Source organism: Streptomyces radiopugnans (genome assembly GCF_900110735.1).
GTDB classification, from domain to species: domain Bacteria; phylum Actinomycetota; class Actinomycetes; order Streptomycetales; family Streptomycetaceae; genus Streptomyces; species Streptomyces radiopugnans.
In genome coordinates this window covers 551908-569697 of sequence record NZ_FOET01000002.1, presented here as the reverse complement: position 1 = coordinate 569697, position 17790 = coordinate 551908, and the positions used below count along the sequence as shown (strand labels likewise).

At 74.4% G+C, this 17790-nt stretch carries 16 protein-coding genes and 1 riboswitch; of the genes, 12 read left to right on the top strand and 4 right to left on the bottom strand.

The genetic code is table 11. From position 1 onward, the window contains the following. Nucleotides 1-28 precede the first annotated feature (28 nt). From BMY40_RS07335 to BMY40_RS07325, 3 genes are read left to right on the top strand one after another with little or no spacing between them, the layout of a single operon-like run. The gene (locus BMY40_RS07335; protein ID WP_093656632.1) at nucleotides 29-1384 is read left to right on the top strand and encodes an ABC transporter substrate-binding protein; all 1356 of its coding nucleotides are present in this window, start codon (nucleotides 29-31) and stop codon (nucleotides 1382-1384) included. Nucleotides 1385-1394: 10 nt separating this feature from the next. Then, on the top strand, nucleotides 1395-2363 hold the full coding sequence (locus tag BMY40_RS07330) for a carbohydrate ABC transporter permease (RefSeq protein WP_245769912.1): 969 nt from the start codon (nucleotides 1395-1397) through the stop codon (nucleotides 2361-2363). Then, complete coding sequence (locus BMY40_RS07325) at nucleotides 2360-3328, top strand: carbohydrate ABC transporter permease (RefSeq protein WP_093656630.1); 969 nt, start codon at nucleotides 2360-2362, stop codon at nucleotides 3326-3328. The genes BMY40_RS07330 and BMY40_RS07325 overlap by 4 nt, the downstream gene beginning before the upstream one ends. Nucleotides 3329-3359: 31 nt before the next feature. On the opposite strand, the gene BMY40_RS07320 is transcribed toward BMY40_RS07325, so the two are convergent. The 3 genes from BMY40_RS07320 to BMY40_RS07310 all read right to left on the bottom strand — a co-directional run bounded on the left by BMY40_RS07320 (nucleotide 3360) and on the right by BMY40_RS07310 (nucleotide 7183). Continuing rightward, entirely contained in the window at nucleotides 3360-4097 is a 738-nt protein-coding gene (locus tag BMY40_RS07320) for a DUF5995 family protein (protein WP_093656852.1), read from the bottom strand. Nucleotides 4098-4259: 162 nt separating this feature from the next. Beyond that, nucleotides 4260-5702 (bottom strand): uracil-xanthine permease family protein, encoded by a 1443-nt coding sequence (locus BMY40_RS07315; protein WP_093656628.1) that lies wholly within the window; start codon nucleotides 5700-5702, stop codon nucleotides 4260-4262. 281 nt (nucleotides 5703-5983) lie between these two features. Continuing rightward, nucleotides 5984-7183, bottom strand: coding sequence for an MFS transporter (locus BMY40_RS07310; RefSeq protein WP_093656626.1), 1200 nt, complete (start codon nucleotides 7181-7183; stop codon nucleotides 5984-5986). Nucleotides 7184-7242: 59 nt separating this feature from the next. On the opposite strand from BMY40_RS07310, the gene BMY40_RS07305 reads away from it, so the two are divergent. The 9 genes from BMY40_RS07305 (at nucleotide 7243) to BMY40_RS07265 (ending at nucleotide 15476) form a co-directional block, all read left to right on the top strand. Beyond that, the gene (locus BMY40_RS07305; protein ID WP_093656624.1) at nucleotides 7243-8517 is read left to right on the top strand and encodes an ROK family transcriptional regulator; all 1275 of its coding nucleotides are present in this window, start codon (nucleotides 7243-7245) and stop codon (nucleotides 8515-8517) included. Between the two features lie 275 nt (nucleotides 8518-8792). Further along, nucleotides 8793-8923, top strand: a riboswitch (FMN riboswitch). A 209-nt stretch (nucleotides 8924-9132) separates the two neighbouring features. Beyond that, on the top strand, nucleotides 9133-10281 hold the full coding sequence (ribD, locus tag BMY40_RS07300) for a bifunctional diaminohydroxyphosphoribosylaminopyrimidine deaminase/5-amino-6-(5-phosphoribosylamino)uracil reductase RibD (RefSeq protein WP_093656850.1): 1149 nt from the start codon (nucleotides 9133-9135) through the stop codon (nucleotides 10279-10281). Further along, nucleotides 10282-10938, top strand: coding sequence for a riboflavin synthase (locus BMY40_RS07295; RefSeq protein WP_093656622.1), 657 nt, complete (start codon nucleotides 10282-10284; stop codon nucleotides 10936-10938). Then, nucleotides 10935-11678 carry a nicotinamide mononucleotide transporter family protein gene (locus BMY40_RS07290; protein ID WP_093656620.1) on the top strand — a complete coding sequence of 248 codons (744 nt, stop codon included), beginning with the start codon at nucleotides 10935-10937 and terminating at the stop codon, nucleotides 11676-11678. The genes BMY40_RS07295 and BMY40_RS07290 overlap by 4 nt, the downstream gene beginning before the upstream one ends. Then, entirely contained in the window at nucleotides 11675-13045 is a 1371-nt protein-coding gene (locus tag BMY40_RS07285; protein ID WP_093656618.1) for a bifunctional 3,4-dihydroxy-2-butanone-4-phosphate synthase/GTP cyclohydrolase II, read from the top strand. The genes BMY40_RS07290 and BMY40_RS07285 overlap by 4 nt, the downstream gene beginning before the upstream one ends. 79 nt (nucleotides 13046-13124) lie before the next feature. Beyond that, complete coding sequence (gene ribH, locus BMY40_RS07280; RefSeq protein WP_093656616.1) at nucleotides 13125-13610, top strand: 6,7-dimethyl-8-ribityllumazine synthase; 486 nt, start codon at nucleotides 13125-13127, stop codon at nucleotides 13608-13610. A gap of 92 nt (nucleotides 13611-13702) precedes the next feature. Next, nucleotides 13703-13975, top strand: a complete 273-nt coding sequence (locus BMY40_RS07275; RefSeq protein WP_093656614.1) for a phosphoribosyl-ATP diphosphatase — start codon at nucleotides 13703-13705, stop codon at nucleotides 13973-13975. Nucleotides 13976-14112: 137 nt separating this feature from the next. Continuing rightward, nucleotides 14113-14961 (top strand): ATP phosphoribosyltransferase, encoded by an 849-nt coding sequence (gene hisG / locus BMY40_RS07270; protein WP_093656612.1) that lies wholly within the window; start codon nucleotides 14113-14115, stop codon nucleotides 14959-14961. Nucleotides 14962-15008: 47 nt separating this feature from the next. Beyond that, complete coding sequence (locus BMY40_RS07265) at nucleotides 15009-15476, top strand: PH domain-containing protein (protein WP_093656610.1); 468 nt, start codon at nucleotides 15009-15011, stop codon at nucleotides 15474-15476. A 175-nt stretch (nucleotides 15477-15651) separates the two neighbouring features. Here BMY40_RS07265 and BMY40_RS07260 read toward each other — a convergent pair whose 3' ends face one another. Next, on the bottom strand, nucleotides 15652-17637 hold the full coding sequence (locus BMY40_RS07260; protein ID WP_093656608.1) for an AAA family ATPase: 1986 nt from the start codon (nucleotides 17635-17637) through the stop codon (nucleotides 15652-15654). Nucleotides 17638-17790: the final 153 nt, after the last annotated feature.

Sequence of the window (17790 nt, the reverse complement as noted above, 5' to 3'; positions counted from 1 at the left end):
ACGGTCGACCGCCTCCCAGGAGCAGACAATGAGCAGTGCATCCCCGTACGGTACGAACATGCGGCGCAGGTCCTTCCTCGGTGCCGCGGGCGCCCTGGCCGGCACCGGCCTGCTCACCGCCTGCGGCGGGGGCACCAAGCTGGGCGCCGACGACAGCGGCCCCGACGAAGCGCCCGAGTTCGACGGCGGCGAGTACGACGGTCCCAAGGTCACCCTCCAGTACTGGAACGGCTTCACCGGCGGCGACGGCCCCCACATGCGCGCCATGCTCAAGGCGTTCAACAAGGAGTACGCCGGGAGGATCGAGGTGCGCAACACCACCAGGCAGTGGCAGGACCTCTATCCGGCGATGCCCACCGCCATCACCGCGGGCAAGGGCCCCGACGTGGCCGTCATCCACAACGACTGGGTCGCCACCTTCGCCGCGCGCCGCACCCTCGTCCCGCTGGACGACGTGGTCTCCGCGCTGGAACTGACCGAGTCCGACTTCATCCCGGCGGTCTGGCAGGCCGGGATCTACGGGGGCAAGCGCTACAGCATCCCCCTGGACGTGCACTGCCTGGCCGACTACGCCAACGCCAGGCACCTGTCCCGCGCCGGGCTGGACGCGCCGCCCACCGACCGCTCCGGCTACGAGGACGCGCTCGCCGAACTGCGCGACGCCGGGATCAAGAACCCCTTCTGGATGCCCAACAAGTGGCCCGCCCACCTGATGTTCATGTCCCTGCTGTGGCAGTTCGGCGGCGAACTGTACGACGCCGAGGGCACCGCCGCCCTGTGGGGCTCGGACGCCGGGGTCGAGGCCCTGTCGTGGATGCGCGAGCAGATCACCAAGGGCCACAGCCCCGCCCAGGTCGCCCAGGACGCCCAGTACAACGCCTTCAAGAACAACAAGGTCAGCTTCACCTGGGACGGCATCTGGCAGATCAACGACCTCAAGGCCAACGCCAGGGACCTGCGCTGGGAGATGGCCCAGATCCCCACCATCGGCGACACCCCCGCCGCCTGGAGCGCCTCCCACAACTTCGTGCTCACCTCGCAGGCCGCGAAGGACGGGAACAAGGTCAGGGCCGCCAAGTTCTTCATCGACCACATGAGCAAGCGCTCCACCGAGTGGGCCAAGGCCGGGATGATCCCCGCCCGCAACTCCGCCCGCAAGGACCCCGAGGTCGCCGGGCTGCCGCAGATCGCGCTGGCGAAGGACGTGGAGGTCTTCCACTTCCTGCCCGCCCTCCCCGGCATCGGCGACGTCCAGTCCAAGGCACTCGAACTGGCCGTGCAGAAGGCCGTCCTGGGCCAGCTCCCGCCCGCCAAGGCCCTGGCCGAGGGCGTGCGGACGGCCGACAAGCTCCTTGCGGAGAACAAGCAGAAGTACGCGAAGTGAGGCATCCGACGTGGCACTGCGGCTGACCGCACGGCCGACCACCGCGGGAGCGCGGCCCGGGCGGGGCGCGGCCCCCGCCCGGGTCGCCACCCGCCCCTACCGCTGGTGGACGCCGTACGTCTTCATGGGCCCCTATCTGGCCCTGTTCGCCGTCTTCGTCCTCGCCCCGATCGGCTACGGCCTGTGGATCAGCCTCCACGCGTGGGACATCAACGTCCCGGCCAAGCCCTTCGTCGGCCTGGGCAACTACCGCGAACTGTTCGACTCCGGGAGCGTGGAGGGGCCCCGCTTCTGGACCGCGATGCGCGCGACGGGGATCTTCACCGCCCTGTCCCTGCCGTTCCTGCTGGTCGTGCCGCTGTTCGTGGCGATGCTGATGAACGGCAGGTTCCGCGGCCGCAACCTGTACCGCGCGGTCTACTTCGCCCCGTACGTGCTCGGCGTCGCCGTGGTCGGCCTGCTGTGGCGCTTCCTGCTCGACGGCAACATCGGCATGGTCAACCACTACCTGGGCGTGCTCGGACTGCCCGACGACATCCAGTGGACGACCGACACCCCCGCCGCCTGGTGGGGCCTGGTGGGCGTCACGGTCTGGTGGACGCTCGGCTTCAACGCCGTCATCTACCTGGCCGGACTCCAGGACATCCCCGCCGAGCTGTACGAGGCGGCCCGCGTCGACGGCGCCGGCGCCTGGCACCGGTTCCTCCACGTCACCCTGCCCGGACTGCGCCCGGTGCTGCTGTTCGTGGTCAACGCCACGCTTCTGGCCTCGGCCAACATGTTCGGCCAGTCCTACCTGATCACCACCGGCGCCCCGGCGGACGAGACCAAGACGGCGATCTTCCTGATCGCCGAGACCGGTCTGCGCCGGTTCGAGATGGGCACCGCCTCGGCGATGAGCTTCGTGCTCGCCCTGGCGCTGATGGCCGCCAGCGCGGTGCTCTTCCGCATCTTCCGCGAACGCCAGGAGGACCGATGACCGCCGTCCGCTCCGGCTCCACCCCGGCGTCCGGGCCCCGAACGCACGAGGACCGAACCGCTCCCCGGGCGCCGCAGCCGCCCCGGAGGGCGGGGGAACGGACCGGAGCCCGCCGGCCGGGCGCGGCCGGCGGGCCGGCCGCCCGGCGGCTGCGCCGCTCCCTGCTCCACCTGGTCCTGGGCGTCGTCGCCGCGCTGTACCTCAGCCCGCTGCTGTACATGCTGACCACCTCGCTCAAGACCCGCGGCGAGGCCGGGGCCACCGAACCGCGCTGGACACCCGATCCGTTCACCCTCGACGCGTACCGCCACGTACTGGGCTCCACCGACAGCCCGGTCATGCAGTGGTTCCTCAACAGCCTGCTGGCCGCGACCGCCCACGCCGCGCTGGTGCTGGCCACCGCCACCCCGGCCGCGTACGCGCTGGCCCGCATGGACTTCCGCGGCCGGGGCGTGATCTTCGCGGGGGTCGTGGCCACCCTCTTCGTGCCCCCGGTGATCCTGCTGGTCCCCAACTTCCTGATCGTCAACGAGCTGGCCTGGGTGGACACCCTCCCCGCGATCGTCGTCCCGGCGGCGGCCGGCGCGTTCGGCGTCTTCTTCCTGCGGCAGTTCTTCCTCACCCTTCCCGGGGAACTGGAGGAGGCGGCGGAGATCGACGGCTGCAACCGGTGGCAGATCTTCGTCCGGGTGGTGCTCCCGCTCGCCCGTCCGGCCCTGGTCACACTCGCCCTGCTGTCGTTCCTGACCAACTGGAACGACTTCCTGTGGCCGCTGTACGTGCTGCTCAGCCCCGAGTCGCTGACCCTGCCCGCCGGGCTGGCCAACTTCCAGGGCGCCAACAACATCCGCTACGACCTGCTGATGGCCGGGGCCGTCATCGCCAGCGTCCCCGTGCTGCTGCTGTACGTGGTGGCGCAGCGCTGGGTGATCGAGGGGGTGTCCCGCTCGGGGCTGAAGGGATGAGAGGGACCGGGCGGGTTCGGGCCCGGGACGCTCACAGCGTCCGTGCGACCGGGCGGTGCTCCAGCGGGGTGAGCAGGAAGCGGCCCACCAGGCCCACCCCGGTGTCCAGCCGGTGGGTGAACTCCTCGGCCAGCTCCGGCAGTCGCCGCATGCTCCACAGCAGCCGCGCCGCCGACCAGGCCGCGTCCCGGGCCCGCTCCATGTTCCAGCCGGCGATCAGGTGGGTGAGCGGGTCGGCGACGTCCAGCGGATCGGGGCCGGGCACCAGGTCCTCGCGGATCCGCTCCTCCAGCTCCACCAGGACGTCTCCGATCCGGTCGAACGCGCCCTGGAGCGCGGAGGGTTCGCACCCGTGCGTCCGGGCGGTGTCCACCACGGCCAGTGCCAGGTCGTACCCGATGTGCGCGTTGACCCCCGCCAGCGCGAACTGCACGGGGTGCACGCCCGTGTGGTGGCGCGCCCGGAACAGCGGGCGCCAGCAGGCGGGAACGGGCTCCCCGGCGGCGGCCAGGTCGACGGCGGCCGGATAGCGGCCGGCGAAGACCGCCGCCAGGGCCGCCGCGGAGCGGGGGCGGGGCAGGAGGCCGTCGAGGAGGCTCCGGCGCACCGACAGCATCACGGCCAGATAGACCCGGTTGAAGGCCGCCACCCCGTCGTGCGGCGGCAGTTCCTCCTGGAGCGCGCGCATCCGCGCGATCACCCCGTCCACCCCGCCCGCCTCGTCCGTCCCGTCCGCGGCGGGCCCGGTGACGGGCCCGGACTGCGTCATCGTCATGCGCTCAGCGTGACAGACGGGGGCGGGGCGCAGGAGGGTCCGCGGGAAGTCCGCCCGGATCGGGCGACCTCCGAACGAGGGGCGAACCCCTGTCCGCGGGGCGCCGCGGGCGCGGGCGCGGCGGGCGGCCGGGCGGCCGGGCGGCCGCCCCGCCGCCTACCGCTTGCCGGGCCCGGTGCCGCCCGCGTCCTCCGCACCGCCGGCGCCGTCCGTGGCGCCGTCCGCGGCCGCGGCGTCGTAGGAGGAGGTGCCCTCGTCCAGCAGCGGTTCCTGCTCTCGCATGTGCGCCGGGGCCAGCGCCCGCAGCACGTGGTAGCCGGTGAGGACGACGATGGTGCCCAGCGCGATGCCGTTCAGCTCGAAGCCGTCGGTGATCCGCAGGCTGACGCCGCCGACGCCGATGATGACGCCCGCCGACACCGGCACCAGGTTCAGCGGGTTGCGCAGGTCCACCCGGCCCGCGAGCCAGATCTGCGCCCCGAGCAGGCCGATCATGCCGTAGAGGATCACGGTGATCCCGCCGAGCACGCCGCCGGGGATCGCGGCGATCACCGCGCCGAACTTCGGGCACAGCCCGAACAGCACGGCGAAGCAGGCGGCGGCCCAGTAGGCGGCGGTGGAGTAGACGCGGGTCGCGGCCATCACGCCGATGTTCTCGGAGTACGTGGTGGTGGCCGGGCCGCCGACCGCCGTGGACAGCACCGTGGCCACGCCGTCGGCGCCGATCGCGGTGCCCAGCTTGTCGTCGAGCGGATCGCCGGTCATCTCGCCCACGGCCTTCACATGGCCCGCGTTCTCCGCGATCAGCGCGATCACCACGGGCAGCGCCACCAGGATCGCCGACCACTGGAACTCGGGGGCGTGCAGGGAGGGCAGCCCGATCCAGTCGGCCTCGGAGACGGCCGAGAGGTCCAGCCGCCAGCGGTCGACGGCCTCCCCGCCGCCCGCCGGGGAGTGGATCTTCCCGAAGACGCGGTCCAGGGCCCAGGAGACGGCGTAGCCGAAGACCAGTCCGAGGAAGATCGCCACACGGGACCAGAAACCGCGCAGCGCCACCACCGCGAGCCCGGTGAAGAGCATGGTCAGCAGCGCCGTCCACTGGTCCTGAGGCCAGTACGTCGAGGCCGTCACCGGCGCCAGGTTGAAGCCGATCAGCATCACGACCGCGCCGGTGACCACGGGCGGCATCACGGCGTGGATGACCCGCGCGCCGAACCTCTGCACCACCAGGCCGGCCAGCAGCAGCACCACGCCGACCACCAGCAGCGCCCCGGTGATCGTCCCGCTGTCGCCGCCCGACGCCCGGATCGCCGCGGCGACGCCGACGAAGGAGAGGCTGGAACCCAGGTAACTCGGCACCCGGCCGCGCGTCATGAGCAGGAACACCATGGTGGCGACACCCGACATCATGATGGCCAGGTTGGGGTCCAGACCCATGAGGACGGGCGCCACGAAGGTGGCGCCGAACATCGCCACCACGTGCTGGGCCCCCAGTCCGGCCGTCCGCGGCCACGACAGCCGCTCGTCGGGCCGTACGACGGCTCCGGGCGCCGGCGTGCGGCCGTCGCCGTGCAGGGTCCAGCGCAGACCGAGGCCCATGGGTGCTCCGTTTCGTGCTCGCGCGGTGGTGCTCTGCGGCGCGCTTCGACGCGCGCCGGGATGCGATCGGGTGTGTGACCGGAATCGGTCGGCCCACATGCTACGGGGCGCCTGCGGGGATGTCAGTCGGCGGAGCAGGAGGGAAAGGCAGGTCACACCCGCTGGTCAGGAGCCCGGGCGGACGCGGACGATCACCGGCCGGCGGTGCCGGGCCGCCTGCCCGCCTGCCCGCCGCCCGTCCGCGGTTCGCCACCCGCCCGCGTCCGCCCGTGCCGCTCGGGTCAGTTCCCCTGCAGCTCCGCCCGGGTGTCCCCGGCGCCGCGGGCGACGACGCCGCTCCGGCCGGGGGCGCCCAGCACCCCGGCGGCCAGGACGAGGACGGCGGTGGCAGCGGTGACCAGGGCGAACGAGGCCCGCAGCGAGACCAGTTCGGCGAGGAGGCCGATGACGGTCGGCGCGGCCAGTCCGGTGGTGTAGGTGATGGTGGCGACGCCGGCGATGGCCTGCCCGGGGGCCGGACCGCTGTGCCCGGCCGCGGCGAAGGCCAGCGGCACCACCACGGCGATCCCGACGCCCAGCAGCGCGAACCCGGCGACGCCCGCCACCGGACCGGGGGCGACCACCACCAGCGCGCCGCCCGCGGTGGCCAGAACGCCGCTGATCCGCACCGTGCGCACCGGGCCGAGACGGCGTACGGCGGCGTCACCGGCCAGGCGGGCGGCGGCCATGGTGCAGGCGAACGCGGTGTAGCTCGCGGCCGCGACCGTCGCCGACGCCCCGGTGACGTCCCTGAGGTAGACACCGGACCAGTCCATCGACGCGCCCTCGGCGAGCACCGCGCACATCCCCACCGCGCCGATCAGCAGGGCCGAGCGCGGCGGCAGCGCGAAGCGCGGCGGCGCCTCCTGCCCCGGCGCGGGCCGTACGTCCAGCAGTCCGCGGCAGGCCGCCGGAACGGCCGCGGCCAGGACGGCGGCGGCCAGCGCCAGGTGGATCCGGGCGTCCAGGCCGAGGTGGACGGCCCCCACGCCGGCCGCCGAGCCCAGCAGCGCGCCCACGCTCCACATGCCGTGCAGCCCGGACATGATCGAACGCCCGTAGCGCCGCTCCACCTCCACGCCCTGCGCGTTCATGGCCACGTCCGCCATCCCGGCGGCGGCGCCCAGGACGAGGAGCGCGGCGCACAGCGGCGCCAGGTGGGGGGAGAGGGCGGGCAGGGCGAGGGAGGCGCACCACAGGGCGAGCAGGGCGCGTACGGCGGCCCGCCCGCCGTAGCGGTGCACCAGGCGTCCGGCCAACGGCATGGCGAGCGAGGCGCCGATCGCGGGGAAGGCCAGGGCGAGCCCCAACTGGCCGTTGCTCAGGTCGAGTTGGTCCCGGATCCAGGGGATGCGGGTGGTGAAGCCGCCGGAGACCGCACCGTGCAGGGCGAAGACCAGGGCGACCGAGCGCCGGGCCCGGCGGATGGGGGAGGAGGGCATGCGCGTAAACTATCAGGAAGGCTTCCTGAATGAAAAAGGAAATCTGCGAGGATTCCCGCATGACCACGCCCCCGCGGCCCGCGCCTCCCGCCGCCCCCGCACCTCCGCCCCACCCCGCGGCCCGCCCGGCGCGTACCGCGTCGCCCCGCACCGCCCGCGCCATCAACGACCGGATCGCGCTGGAACTGCTGGTGGAGCACGGCCCCCTGACGGCCGGCCGGCTCAAGGAGCTGACCGGGCTCTCCCGTCCCAGCGTCGCCGACCTGCTGCGGCGCCTGGCCGACGACGGGCTGGTCCGGATCGTCGGCCAGGCGGGGGAGGCCCGCCGCGGGCCCAACGCCCGGCTGTACGGCCTGGTCGCCGACCGTGCCCACGTCGCGGCCGTCGACCTCCGTGCCGACGGCGTCTCCTTCGCCCTGGCGGACCTCGCTGGCGGTGCGGCCGGCGGAGCTGAACTCCCCGTCGGAGACGGCGCGGACGCCGGAGGCGGCGGGGGCGACCCCGTGGAGCGGACGGTGACGGCCCTGCGGGACGCGTTGCGCGAGAGCGGCGTCACCACGCTGCACACCGTCGCCGTCGGCGCCCCCGGCATGATCGACCCGGCCACCGGAGCCCTCGGCCGCGGCAGCACGCTGCCGGCCTGGCACGCCCGCGTCCCGGCCGCGATCCGCGAACGGCTGGGCGCCCCGGTGGTCCTGGAGAACGAGGTGAACCTCGCGGGCATCGCCGAGCACCGCCTCGGCGCGGCACGCGGCCGCGACACCTTCGTCCTGCTCTGGCTGGGGCACGGCGTGGGGGCCGCCGTGGTCCTGGACGGCGCACTGCGCCGCGGCGCCTCCGGCGGCACCGGCGAGGTCGGTTTCCTGCCGGTGCCCGGTACCGCAGGGCTGCCGTCGGCGACGGTCTGCGACGGCGGTTTCCACTCCCTGGCCGGCGCCGAGGCGGTGTGCGCGCTGGCGCGCGGACACGGCCTGCGACCGCCGCGGCACGCCTCCGCGCACGGTGTCCACGCGGCGGAGGCGGTGGTGCGCGCGGCGGTGGCGGGCGAGGCGGGAGCCGGTGCCGAGGCGTTCCTGGAGGCGCTGGCCGAACGGGTCGCCGTGGGCGCCGCGGCCGTCGCCTCGGTGCTCGACCCCGGCTGCGTGGTGCTCGGCGGCGAGGTGGGACGGGCCGGGGGGCAGCCGCTGGCGGAACGGGTGGCCGGCCGTCTGGCCGGGATGTCGCCGCTGGCCACCGAGGTGCTGTGCGGCACGGTCGAGGGAAGCCCGGTGCTCGGCGGCGGCCTGGTGACGGCCCTGGACGCGGCACGGCGGGAGCTGTTCACCCCGCGGTGACGCGGTGACGCGAGGCGGACGGCTCCCGCCGCGGGGGCGGTTCGCCGGTGCGGGGCCCGGCGGGCGTCCAGGCCCCGCCGGCGCCCGCCCCGTTCGCCGGTGGCGCCGGCACCCCTCGTCCCGGCTCGTCTCCGCGTCCACCGCACGGCCTCCGCCCGGCCCCCGCCCGGCGCTCCGCCCGCGGCCTTCCGGGAGACGGTCTCTGTGAGTCAGTCCACAACCCTTCCCCAGCGCCGCCCGATCCGGACGTGGCACACTGGTCGCGTACCAACGTCAAGCGCACTCCGGGGTCGGTGAAAGTCCGAACCGGCGGTTACAGTCCGCGACCCGACCGCTGCCAGCGGCCGGTTGACCAGGTGAAATTCCTGGACCGACGGTTAAAGTCCGGATGGGAGGCAGTGCGCGGCGGGCCGCGAGACGGCCGGTACGCCGCCGCAGGCGGATCCTCGGGCGCCCACCGGGCCCCGAAATCCGGCCCGCCGCCCGGCGTACCGCCCACCCCGCGAGACCGCTCGTTTTCCCGTACCGCCCCGGAGTCCGTGCCCGAAGAGGCAGGAGGACCCGGTGGCCACCGAAGCCGCAGCGCCCACCGCGCGGGAGCGCGAACGCGGCGCCATGCGCCGCGCCGTCGCCCTCTCCGCCCGCGGCCTCGGCTCCACCAGCCCCAACCCCGTCGTCGGCTGCGTCGTCCTCGACGCCGCCGGGCGGATCGTCGGCGAGGGCTGGCACCGGCGCGCCGGCGGCCCCCACGCGGAGGTCCACGCCCTCGCCGAGGCCGGCGAGGCGGCCCGCGGCGGCACCGCCGTCGTCACCCTGGAACCCTGCGATCACACCGGCCGCACCGGCCCGTGCAGCCGGGCCCTGATCGACGCCGGTGTCACCCGGGTGGTCTACGCCGTCGCCGACCCCACCCCCGCCGCCCGCGGCGGCGCGGACACCCTGGCCGCGGCCGGGATCGACGTCGAGGGCGGCCTCCTGGCCGAGGAGGCCGCCGAGGTCAACGCCCCCTGGCTGACCTCGGTGCGCCTGGGCCGCCCGTACGTGCGCTGGAAGTACGCCGCCACCCTCGACGGCCGTACCGCCGCCGCCGACGGCACCAGCCGCTGGATCACCTCCGGCGAGGCCCGCGCGGACGTCCACCGGCTGCGCGCCGAGGCCGACGCCGTGCTCGTCGGCTCCGGCACCGCCCGCGCCGATGACCCCCACCTCGCGGTGCGCGGCGTCCCCGGCGCCGTCCAGCCGCTGCGCGTCGTCGCCGACACCGAGGCCCGCGCCGTCCACCCCGGCGCCCGTGTCCTGGACGGCGCCGCCCCCACCCTGGTCGCCGTCGCCGACGACCTGCCGGACGCCGCCACCGCCCACCTCGACGGGCACGCCGAGGTGCTGCGGCTGCCGCGTGCCGGCGGGCACGGCGGCGGGCACGGCCGGGGCCTGGACGTGACCGCGCTGCTCACCGCCCTCCACGGCCGCGGCGTGCGGTCCGTGCTGCTGGAGGGCGGCGCCACCCTGGCCGGGGCCTTCGTCGCCGCCCGCGCGGTGGACCGGGTCACCGCCTACCTCGCCCCTGCCCTCCTGGGCGCCGGGCCCGCCGCCCTCGCCGACGCCGGAATCGCCACCATCGCCGATGCGTTGCGACTGACGGTGACCGCGATCGAGAGGACCGGGCCCGATCTGCGCATCGACGCCGTACCCGCCGCTTCCGCATCCGCCGCGTCCGCCGCGTCCGCTCCCGCCCCCGCCGTCCACGAGCCCAAGGAGTCCTGAGTGTTCACCGGAATCGTCGAAGAGCTGGGCGAGGTCGTCGCCGTCGAGAAGCTGGAGGAGAGCTCCCGCTTCAGGCTGCGCGGCCCGCTGGTCACCGAGGGGGCGAAGCACGGCGACTCGATCGCGGTCAACGGTGTCTGCCTGACCGTCGTGGACACCGCGGACGGCGAGTTCACCGCCGACGTCATGGCCGAGACGCTCAAGCGCTCCGGCCTCGGCGCCCTGACCGCCGGCGACCGCGTCAACCTGGAGCGCCCCATGGCGCTGGGCGGACGGCTCGGCGGCCACATCGTCCAGGGCCACGTGGACGGCACCGGCACCATCACCGAGCGCGTCCCCGGCGAGAACTGGGAGATCGTCAGGATCGCCGCCCCGGGCGGGCTCACCCGCTACATCGTGGAGAAGGGCTCGATCACCGTGGACGGCGTCAGCCTCACCGTCGTCGAGGCGGGCGAGACGGACTTCACCGTCAGCCTCATCCCCACCACCCTCGCCCTGACCACACTGGGCGTGAAGGGCGTCGGAGACCCGGTCAACCTGGAGGTCGACGTCCTGGCCAAGTACGTCGAGCGGCTGCTCGGCCACCGAGCCGCGGCCGGGCCGGCCGCGGCCGCCGAGACCGTCGAGATCGCCGGGACCGCCGGGGTCGTCCGATGAGCGCGCTGGAATGGCTCGACGGAACCCTCAACGGCACCGCCTTCGAGGCGTTCGGCCAGGGCGTGAAGTGGTCCGACATGGTCGGCAACGTCATGGGCCTGACCGCCCTCGCCCTCGGCTGGCGCCGCTCCATCTGGACCTGGCCCGCGCAGTTCCTGGCCGGACTCATCCTGGTCGCCGCCTACGCCTCCGCCCAGCTCTCGGGCGGCGTCGGCAAGCAGCTGCTGGTCATCGGCGTCGCCGTGTGGGGCTGGCGCCAGTGGCAGCGCGGCGCCTCCGCGACGGCGGCGGACGACGGGAGCGCGGCGGCCGGGCGGCCCTCCGGTGACGGTGCGGGCGACGGTGCGGGCAACAGTGCCGACGGCAGGATCACCGTACGGTTCGCCACCTGGCGCGAACGCGGCCTGCTGCTGGCCGGAACGGCCGCCGGCACCCTCGCGGTCGGCGGACTGTTCACGCTCTACCCGCAGCTGTCCTGGAGCCCGTGGGCCGACGCCTACATCTTCGTCGGCACCCTGGCGGCGATGGTCGCCCAGGCCCGCGGATGGGTGGAGTTCTGGTTCGCCTGGCTGCTGGTGGACCTGGTCGGCGTCCCGCTCGCCTTCGGCAGCGGCCTCGCCTTCTCCGGCCTGGTCTACGTCATCTACTTCGTCCTCGTCCTGTGGGGCCTGCGCGACTGGTGGCTGCGCTCCCGTGCGAAGGCGGCGAACGACCCCGCTCTGGAAGGAGCTCCGGCATGACCGTGCTGCACACCTGGAACCCGCGTCCCGTGGACCCCGCGGCCTCCGCCGACCCCGTGGCGGCCGACGCGTTCGGCGGTGCGGTCGGCGACGTCCTGGCGCTGGACCCGGTCGAGCGCGCGATCGCCGACATCGCCGCCGGACGCCCGGTGGTGGTCGTCGACGACGAGGACCGCGAGAACGAGGGCGACCTCGTCGTCGCGGCCGAATCGATCACGCCCGAGATCGTCGCCTTCATGATGAGCGAGTGCCGCGGTCTGGTCTGCACACCGATGGAGGCCGGCGAGCTGGAGCGGCTGGAACTGCCGCAGATGGTCGGCGACAACACCGAGTCGATGGGCACCGCCTTCACCGTCTCCGTGGACGCCTCCGCCGCCCACGGCGTGACCACCGGCATCTCCGCCGCCGACCGCGCCACCACCATCCGGCTGCTGGCCGACCCGGCCTGCGAGGCCGGCGACCTCGTGCGCCCCGGCCATGTCTTCCCGCTGCGCGCCCGCCCCGGCGGCGTGCTGGAGCGCCCCGGCCACACCGAGGCGGGGGTCGACCTCGCCCGGCTGGCCGGACTGCGTCCCGCCGCCGCCATCGTGGAGATCGCGGGCGAGGACGGCACCATGCTGCGCCTGCCCGAGCTGGTGCCCTTCGCCCGCAAGCACGGCCTGGCGATCGTCTCCATCGAGGCGCTGATCGCCTACCGCCGCTCCCGTGAGCAGGCCGTCCCCGCCGCCTCCGCCCTGCCCACCGTCCGACGCGAGGCCGTCACCTCCCTGCCCACCGCCCACGGTGACTTCCGCGCCCACGGCTACCGTTCCACCGCCGACGGCGTGGAGCACATCGCCCTGGTCGCCGGGGACGTCGAGGGCGCCGAGGACGTCCTGGTGCGGGTGCACTCCGAGTGCCTGACCGGCGACGTGTTCGGCTCGCTGCGCTGCGACTGCGGTCCCCAACTGGAGGACTCCCTGCGCCGCGTGGCCGCCGAGGGCCGCGGCGTGGTGGTCTACCTGCGCGGACACGAGGGCCGGGGCATCGGCCTGCTGTCCAAGCTGCGCGCCTACCAGCTCCAGGAGGCGGGCCGCGACACCCTCGACGCCAATCTGGAGCTCGGCCTGCCCGCCGACGCCCGCGACTACGCCGCCGCCGCGCAGATGCTCACCGACCTCGGTGTGCGTTCCCTGCGGCTGATGACCAACAACCCCGACAAGACCGGCGCCCTCGCCCGGTACGGTCTGCGCGTCACCGGCCGCGAGCCGATGCCCGTCCAGGCGGGCGAGCACAACCTGCGCTACCTGCGCACCAAGCGGGACCGCATGGGGCACGACCTGCCCTGGCTGGACGGGGAACCGGTCCCCGTCTGCAGCGGCCAGTGACACCGGCCCCGCCGGACGTCCCCGTCTCAGCACCCATCCACCGAACGACCCACCGAACGACCCACCGACGAGGAGCAACGTGAGCGGCAAGGGCGCCCCCGAACTGACCGTCAAGAACTGCGGCGACCTGCGCGTGGCCGTGATCGCCGCGCAGTGGCACGAGAAGGTGATGGGCGGCCTGCTCGACGGCGCGCTGCGCGCCCTGGGCGAGCTGGGCATCCACGAACCCACCGTGCTGCGCGTCCCCGGCAGCTTCGAACTGCCGGTCGCCGCCAAGGTGCTGGCCGCCCGCGGCTACGACGCGGTCGTCGCGCTCGGTGTCGTCATCCGCGGCGGCACCCCGCACTTCGACTACGTCTGCCAGGGCGTCACCGCCGGTCTCACCCAGGTCTCCGTGGAAACCGGCGTGCCCGTCGGCTTCGGCGTGCTGACCTGCGACACCGAGGAGCAGGCCCTGGACCGCGCCGGACTGGAGGGCTCCAGCGAGGACAAGGGACACGAGGCGGTCACCGCCGCCGTCGCCACGGCCGCCGTCCTGCGCACCGTCGCCGAACCCTGGCGGTGATCCCCGACCGGTTCCCGACCGATCCCCGGTCGATCCCGGCGGTGAGCCCCGGGGACGAGCGGGCCCGCGACCGGCGTAGGGTAGGGGGCACCATGGCGAACAAGACATTCGAGGAGCTCTTCGGCGAGCTCCAGCAGAAGGCCGCCACCGGCGACCCCGCCACCTCCCGCACCGCCGAGCTGGTGGCCGCGGGCGTCCACACCATCGGCAAGAAGGTCGTCGAGGAGGCCGCCGAGGTGTGGATGGCCGCGGAGCACGAGGGAGCGGAACGCACCGCCGAGGAGATCTCCCAACTGCTCTACCACCTTCAGGTGATGATGGTCGCCCGGGGCATCGGCCTCGACGACGTATACGCTCACCTGTAGGAAGCGCCGTCCCGGACCTCGCGGACGCGTCCCGCCGAGGCCACCGCCGACCGCACCGCCCCGCCCGCACATCCCACCCCGCACCACCCACTCCGTGCCGCCCGCACCGGCCCGAAGAAGCGAAGGAAGACCGCCCCATGCTGCGCATCGCCGTCCCCAACAAGGGTTCACTGTCCGAGCCTGCGTCGGCGATGCTCCATGAGGCCGGCTACAAGCAGCGCAAGGACCGCCGCGAGCTGGTCCTGGTGGACAGCGACAACGAGGTCGAGTTCTTCTTCCTCCGCCCCCGCGACATCGCCGTCTACGTGGGCTCCGGCAAGCTCGACATCGGCATCACCGGCCGCGACCTGCTGCTGGACTCCGGGGCCGCCGCCGAGGAGATCCTCCAGCTCGGCTTCGCCGCCTCCACCTTCCGGTACGCCACCCGCCCCGGCACGGCGGGCGGCGTCGGCGACTTCGGCGGCATGACCATCGCCACCTCCTTCCCCGGCCTGGTCGCCAAGCACCTGGCGGACAACGGGGTGGACGCCTCCGTCGTCCGCCTCGACGGCGCGGTGGAGACGGCCATCCAGCTCGGTGTCGCCGAGATCATCGCCGACGTCGTCGAGACCGGCACCACGCTGCGCAACGCCGGACTGGAGATCATCGGCGAGCCCATCCTGGAGTCAGAGGCCGTCGTCATCCGGCGCACCGGAGCACCCGCCGACGACCCCAAGGTGCGGCAGTTCCTCCGCCGTATGCAGGGCGTCCTGGTGGCCCGGCGCTACGTGATGATGGACTACGACATCCGCGCCGAGAAGGTCGAGCAGGCCGTGGCCCTCACCCCCGGCCTGGAGTCGCCCACCATCTCGCCGCTGCACCACGAGGGCTGGGTCGCGGTGCGCTCCATGGTGCCCGCCCGCGACGCCCAGCGGATCATGGACGACCTGTACGACCTGGGCGCCCGGGCGATCCTCACCACCGGCATCCACGCCTGCCGCCTCTGAGCCCGCAGGCATCCACCGAAGCACCGACCCACCGGAGAGCGACGCACGTGCCCGCCCCCGCCCCCGAGCCCGGCCCCGGCCCCGAACTGCCGGTGACCTTCCGGCCCGCCCGCACCCGGATCGTCCTGCTGTCGGTCGGCGTCGCGATCCTGGCCACCCTCACCGCGGTCGCGATGATGCTGGAGGGGATCGGCGCGGGGGAGCGGGCCTCCTTCGTCCTCACCGGTCTGCTGTTCCTCGGCGTCCTCGTCCTGCTCAGCCGTCCGAAGGTGGTCGCCGAGGAGAGCGGCGTCACGGTCGTCAACCTCACCACCGTCCGTCACCTGGAATGGGCGGAGATCGTCAAGGTGAACCTCCGCCCCGGCGACCCCTGGGTGCTCCTCGACCTCGCCGACGGGACCACCCTGCCGGCCATGGGCATCCAGCCGGGCGTCGCGAAACAGCAGGCCATCCGGGACGCGAGGGCGCTGCGCACGCTGGCCGAGCGCTACGGCACGGGGCCGTCCTCCCGCTGACCCCGGCCCTCCCGCCGACCCCGGCCCTTCCACGCCGGTCCGGCACCGCACCGCCGTGCATCCCGCGCGGCCGGAGCCGCGCACCCCGCCCGCCCGCGGGGCGCCCGGCGCGCCGGCCGGGGACCGCGGGCCGGGACACCGCCGGCCGGGGCGGACTCCCGTCCCGGGGCGGGGATCAGGTGAACGAGGGAGGCTCGCGCCGCGGCCCCTCGGGGCCGCCGCGGCCGGACAGCACCTCGCCGTAGGCCTGCATCAGGTCCGGCAGCCGCAGCGTCGCCAGCTCCTCCCGGGAGGGCGTGCCCGGGTAGTCCGAAAGCCGCAGATCGCGGTAGGCGCAGGACTTCTCGTACAGGGTGCGCAGGAAGCGGCCGTTGCCCAGCTCGTCGATCCAGCCCTGGTCCACCACATGGCCGCTGATGCTGCGCAGCTCCTCCAGCGCCTCCTCGTCCCACACGTCGCCGTTCTCGGCCGCCAGCACCTCGCCGATGGCCGTCAGCTCCGGCGGACGGTAGCTGGGGAAGTCCACCCGGGTGGTGAAGCGCGAGCCCAGACCCGGATTGGCGGCCAGCAGCCGGTCCATGCCCTCCGGATAGCCCGCCAGGATCACCACCAGCCGGTCCCGGTTGTCCTCGGCGCGCTTGAGCAGCACCTGGAGCGCCTCGTCGCCGTACGCGTCGCCCTTGCCGTAGCCGGTGTTGGACAGGCTGTACGCCTCGTCCACGAAGAGCACCCCGCCCAGCGCCGAGTCGATCAGCTCGTTCGCCTTGACCGCCGTCTGGCCCAGGTACTCGCCCACCAGATCGGAGCGCTGCGCCTCCACCAGGTGGTCGCCGCCCAGCAGGCCCAGCGCGTAGAACACCCGCCCCAGGATCCGCGCCACCGTCGTCTTCCCCGTCCCCGAGGGACCGGAGAAGACGAAGTGCCGCTTGGGCGGCTGGACGGGCAGCCCCTGCTCGGCGCGGAGCCGTGCCATGTGCAGCTGCGCCGACAGCGCCCGCACCTGGCGCTTGACCGGCTCCAGCCCGACCATGCGCTCCAGCTCCTCCATCGCACGGGCCAGCAGCACCGGGTCGGCCGGTCCCGCCGGGAAGCGCCCGGCCGTACCCCGGCGGCCGGAGGACCGCTCCCGTGCCCCGTCGGCCTCCACCGGCACGGGCCCGCCCACACCGCCGCCCACACCGCCGCCCGCGCCACCGACCGAGCCGGCGGAGCGCAGGTCCCCGGCGGCCGGGTCGGCGAGGTCCGCGCCGTCGGCGGACCAGTCCACACCGGCCGGCAGGTCACCCGGCGGAGCCTCGAACGGCGGGTCGCCCGCTCCGTCGGCGCCGTCCGCGAGCGTCACGGCCGTGGCCGCCATCCCCGGAGCGTCGTCCAGCCCGTCGCCCTCGGCGATGGCGGTGAGCCGGGCGGCGGTGTCCATGAACGCCGGATCCACCCGGTACACCGCCCGGTACAGCGGCAGCGCCGCCGCGCTGCGCCCGGTGCCCTCCCGGGCCCGGGCCAGCCAGTAGCGCAGCTCCTTGCGCTGCGGCTGCTCGCTGCGGCAGCGCATCAGGGCGGCGGCCAGCAGCGGCTCGGCCTGCCCGTACATCTCCAGCCGCACCCGGGCCATGCCCGCGAACAGGCCGGCCTCGACGCCCAGCAGCGGATCGCCCACCAGCGGTTCGGTGTACCGGACCAGCAGCTCCCAGTCCTTGGCGAGGTAGGCGCGGCAGGCGTGCAGGAACCGCACCTGAGGATCGGTCTCCACCGGCGGACACTCGGCCAGGGCCCGGTCCAGGTCGGCCACGTGGCGGCCGTCCAGCCAGTGCGAGGCGTGCGCCAGCAGCAGGTCGCGCTCGGTCTCCAGCACCGGCTGCACCCACCAGCCCAGCCAGTACCAGGAGTTGAGGGCGCGGCCGTGCCGGGCGCGCTGCTCGCCGAACCGGTGGCGGTGCTCGTGCATCCGCAGCAGCGCGGTGGTGGCGTCCACGCGCAGGGCGTGCAGCCCCAGCCAGGCGTCGGCCATGCCCGGATCGATGCGCACGGCGGCGCGGAACTCCTCCTCGGCGTGGGTGTAGGAGCCCACGGTGTACGCGTCGACGCCGCGCAGCCAGGCGAGATCGGCGGGGGCCTGCGGACCGTGGACGTCCTGCGTGCCGTAGTCCCTCACGTCCCCCACGAAACGTCCCCCGAAGGTATGCGCCGGGCGATCACCCGACGGCGGCGGTGGTTCTCAACGTCGCTCAACGGCCATGCTGCGAAAGGGAGTTGCCGCAGGCAGCAGGGCAGGACCCCGGCCGTCCGCGGCCTTTGGCATGGTACCCGCGCCGCG

What these genes read in the sequence shown, in the direction of transcription:
- BMY40_RS07305 (WP_093656624.1), top strand. Translation starts at nt 7,243, where the DNA reads ATGACCACGCCCCCGCGGCCCGCGCCTCCCGCCGCCCCCGCACCTCCG.
- BMY40_RS07275 (WP_093656614.1), top strand. Translation starts at nt 13,703, where the DNA reads ATGGCGAACAAGACATTCGAGGAGCTCTTCGGCGAGCTCCAGCAGAAG.
- BMY40_RS07320 (WP_093656852.1), bottom strand. Translation starts at nt 4,097, where the DNA reads ATGACGCAGTCCGGGCCCGTCACCGGGCCCGCCGCGGACGGGACGGAC.
- ribD (WP_093656850.1), top strand. Translation starts at nt 9,133, where the DNA reads ATGCGCCGCGCCGTCGCCCTCTCCGCCCGCGGCCTCGGCTCCACCAGC.
- BMY40_RS07335 (WP_093656632.1), top strand. Translation starts at nt 29, where the DNA reads ATGAGCAGTGCATCCCCGTACGGTACGAACATGCGGCGCAGGTCCTTC.
- hisG (WP_093656612.1), top strand. Translation starts at nt 14,113, where the DNA reads ATGCTGCGCATCGCCGTCCCCAACAAGGGTTCACTGTCCGAGCCTGCG.
- BMY40_RS07325 (WP_093656630.1), top strand. Translation starts at nt 2,360, where the DNA reads ATGACCGCCGTCCGCTCCGGCTCCACCCCGGCGTCCGGGCCCCGAACG.
- BMY40_RS07315 (WP_093656628.1), bottom strand. Translation starts at nt 5,702, where the DNA reads ATGGGCCTCGGTCTGCGCTGGACCCTGCACGGCGACGGCCGCACGCCG.
- BMY40_RS07285 (WP_093656618.1), top strand. Translation starts at nt 11,675, where the DNA reads ATGACCGTGCTGCACACCTGGAACCCGCGTCCCGTGGACCCCGCGGCC.
- BMY40_RS07290 (WP_093656620.1), top strand. Translation starts at nt 10,935, where the DNA reads ATGAGCGCGCTGGAATGGCTCGACGGAACCCTCAACGGCACCGCCTTC.
- BMY40_RS07310 (WP_093656626.1), bottom strand. Translation starts at nt 7,183, where the DNA reads ATGCCCTCCTCCCCCATCCGCCGGGCCCGGCGCTCGGTCGCCCTGGTC.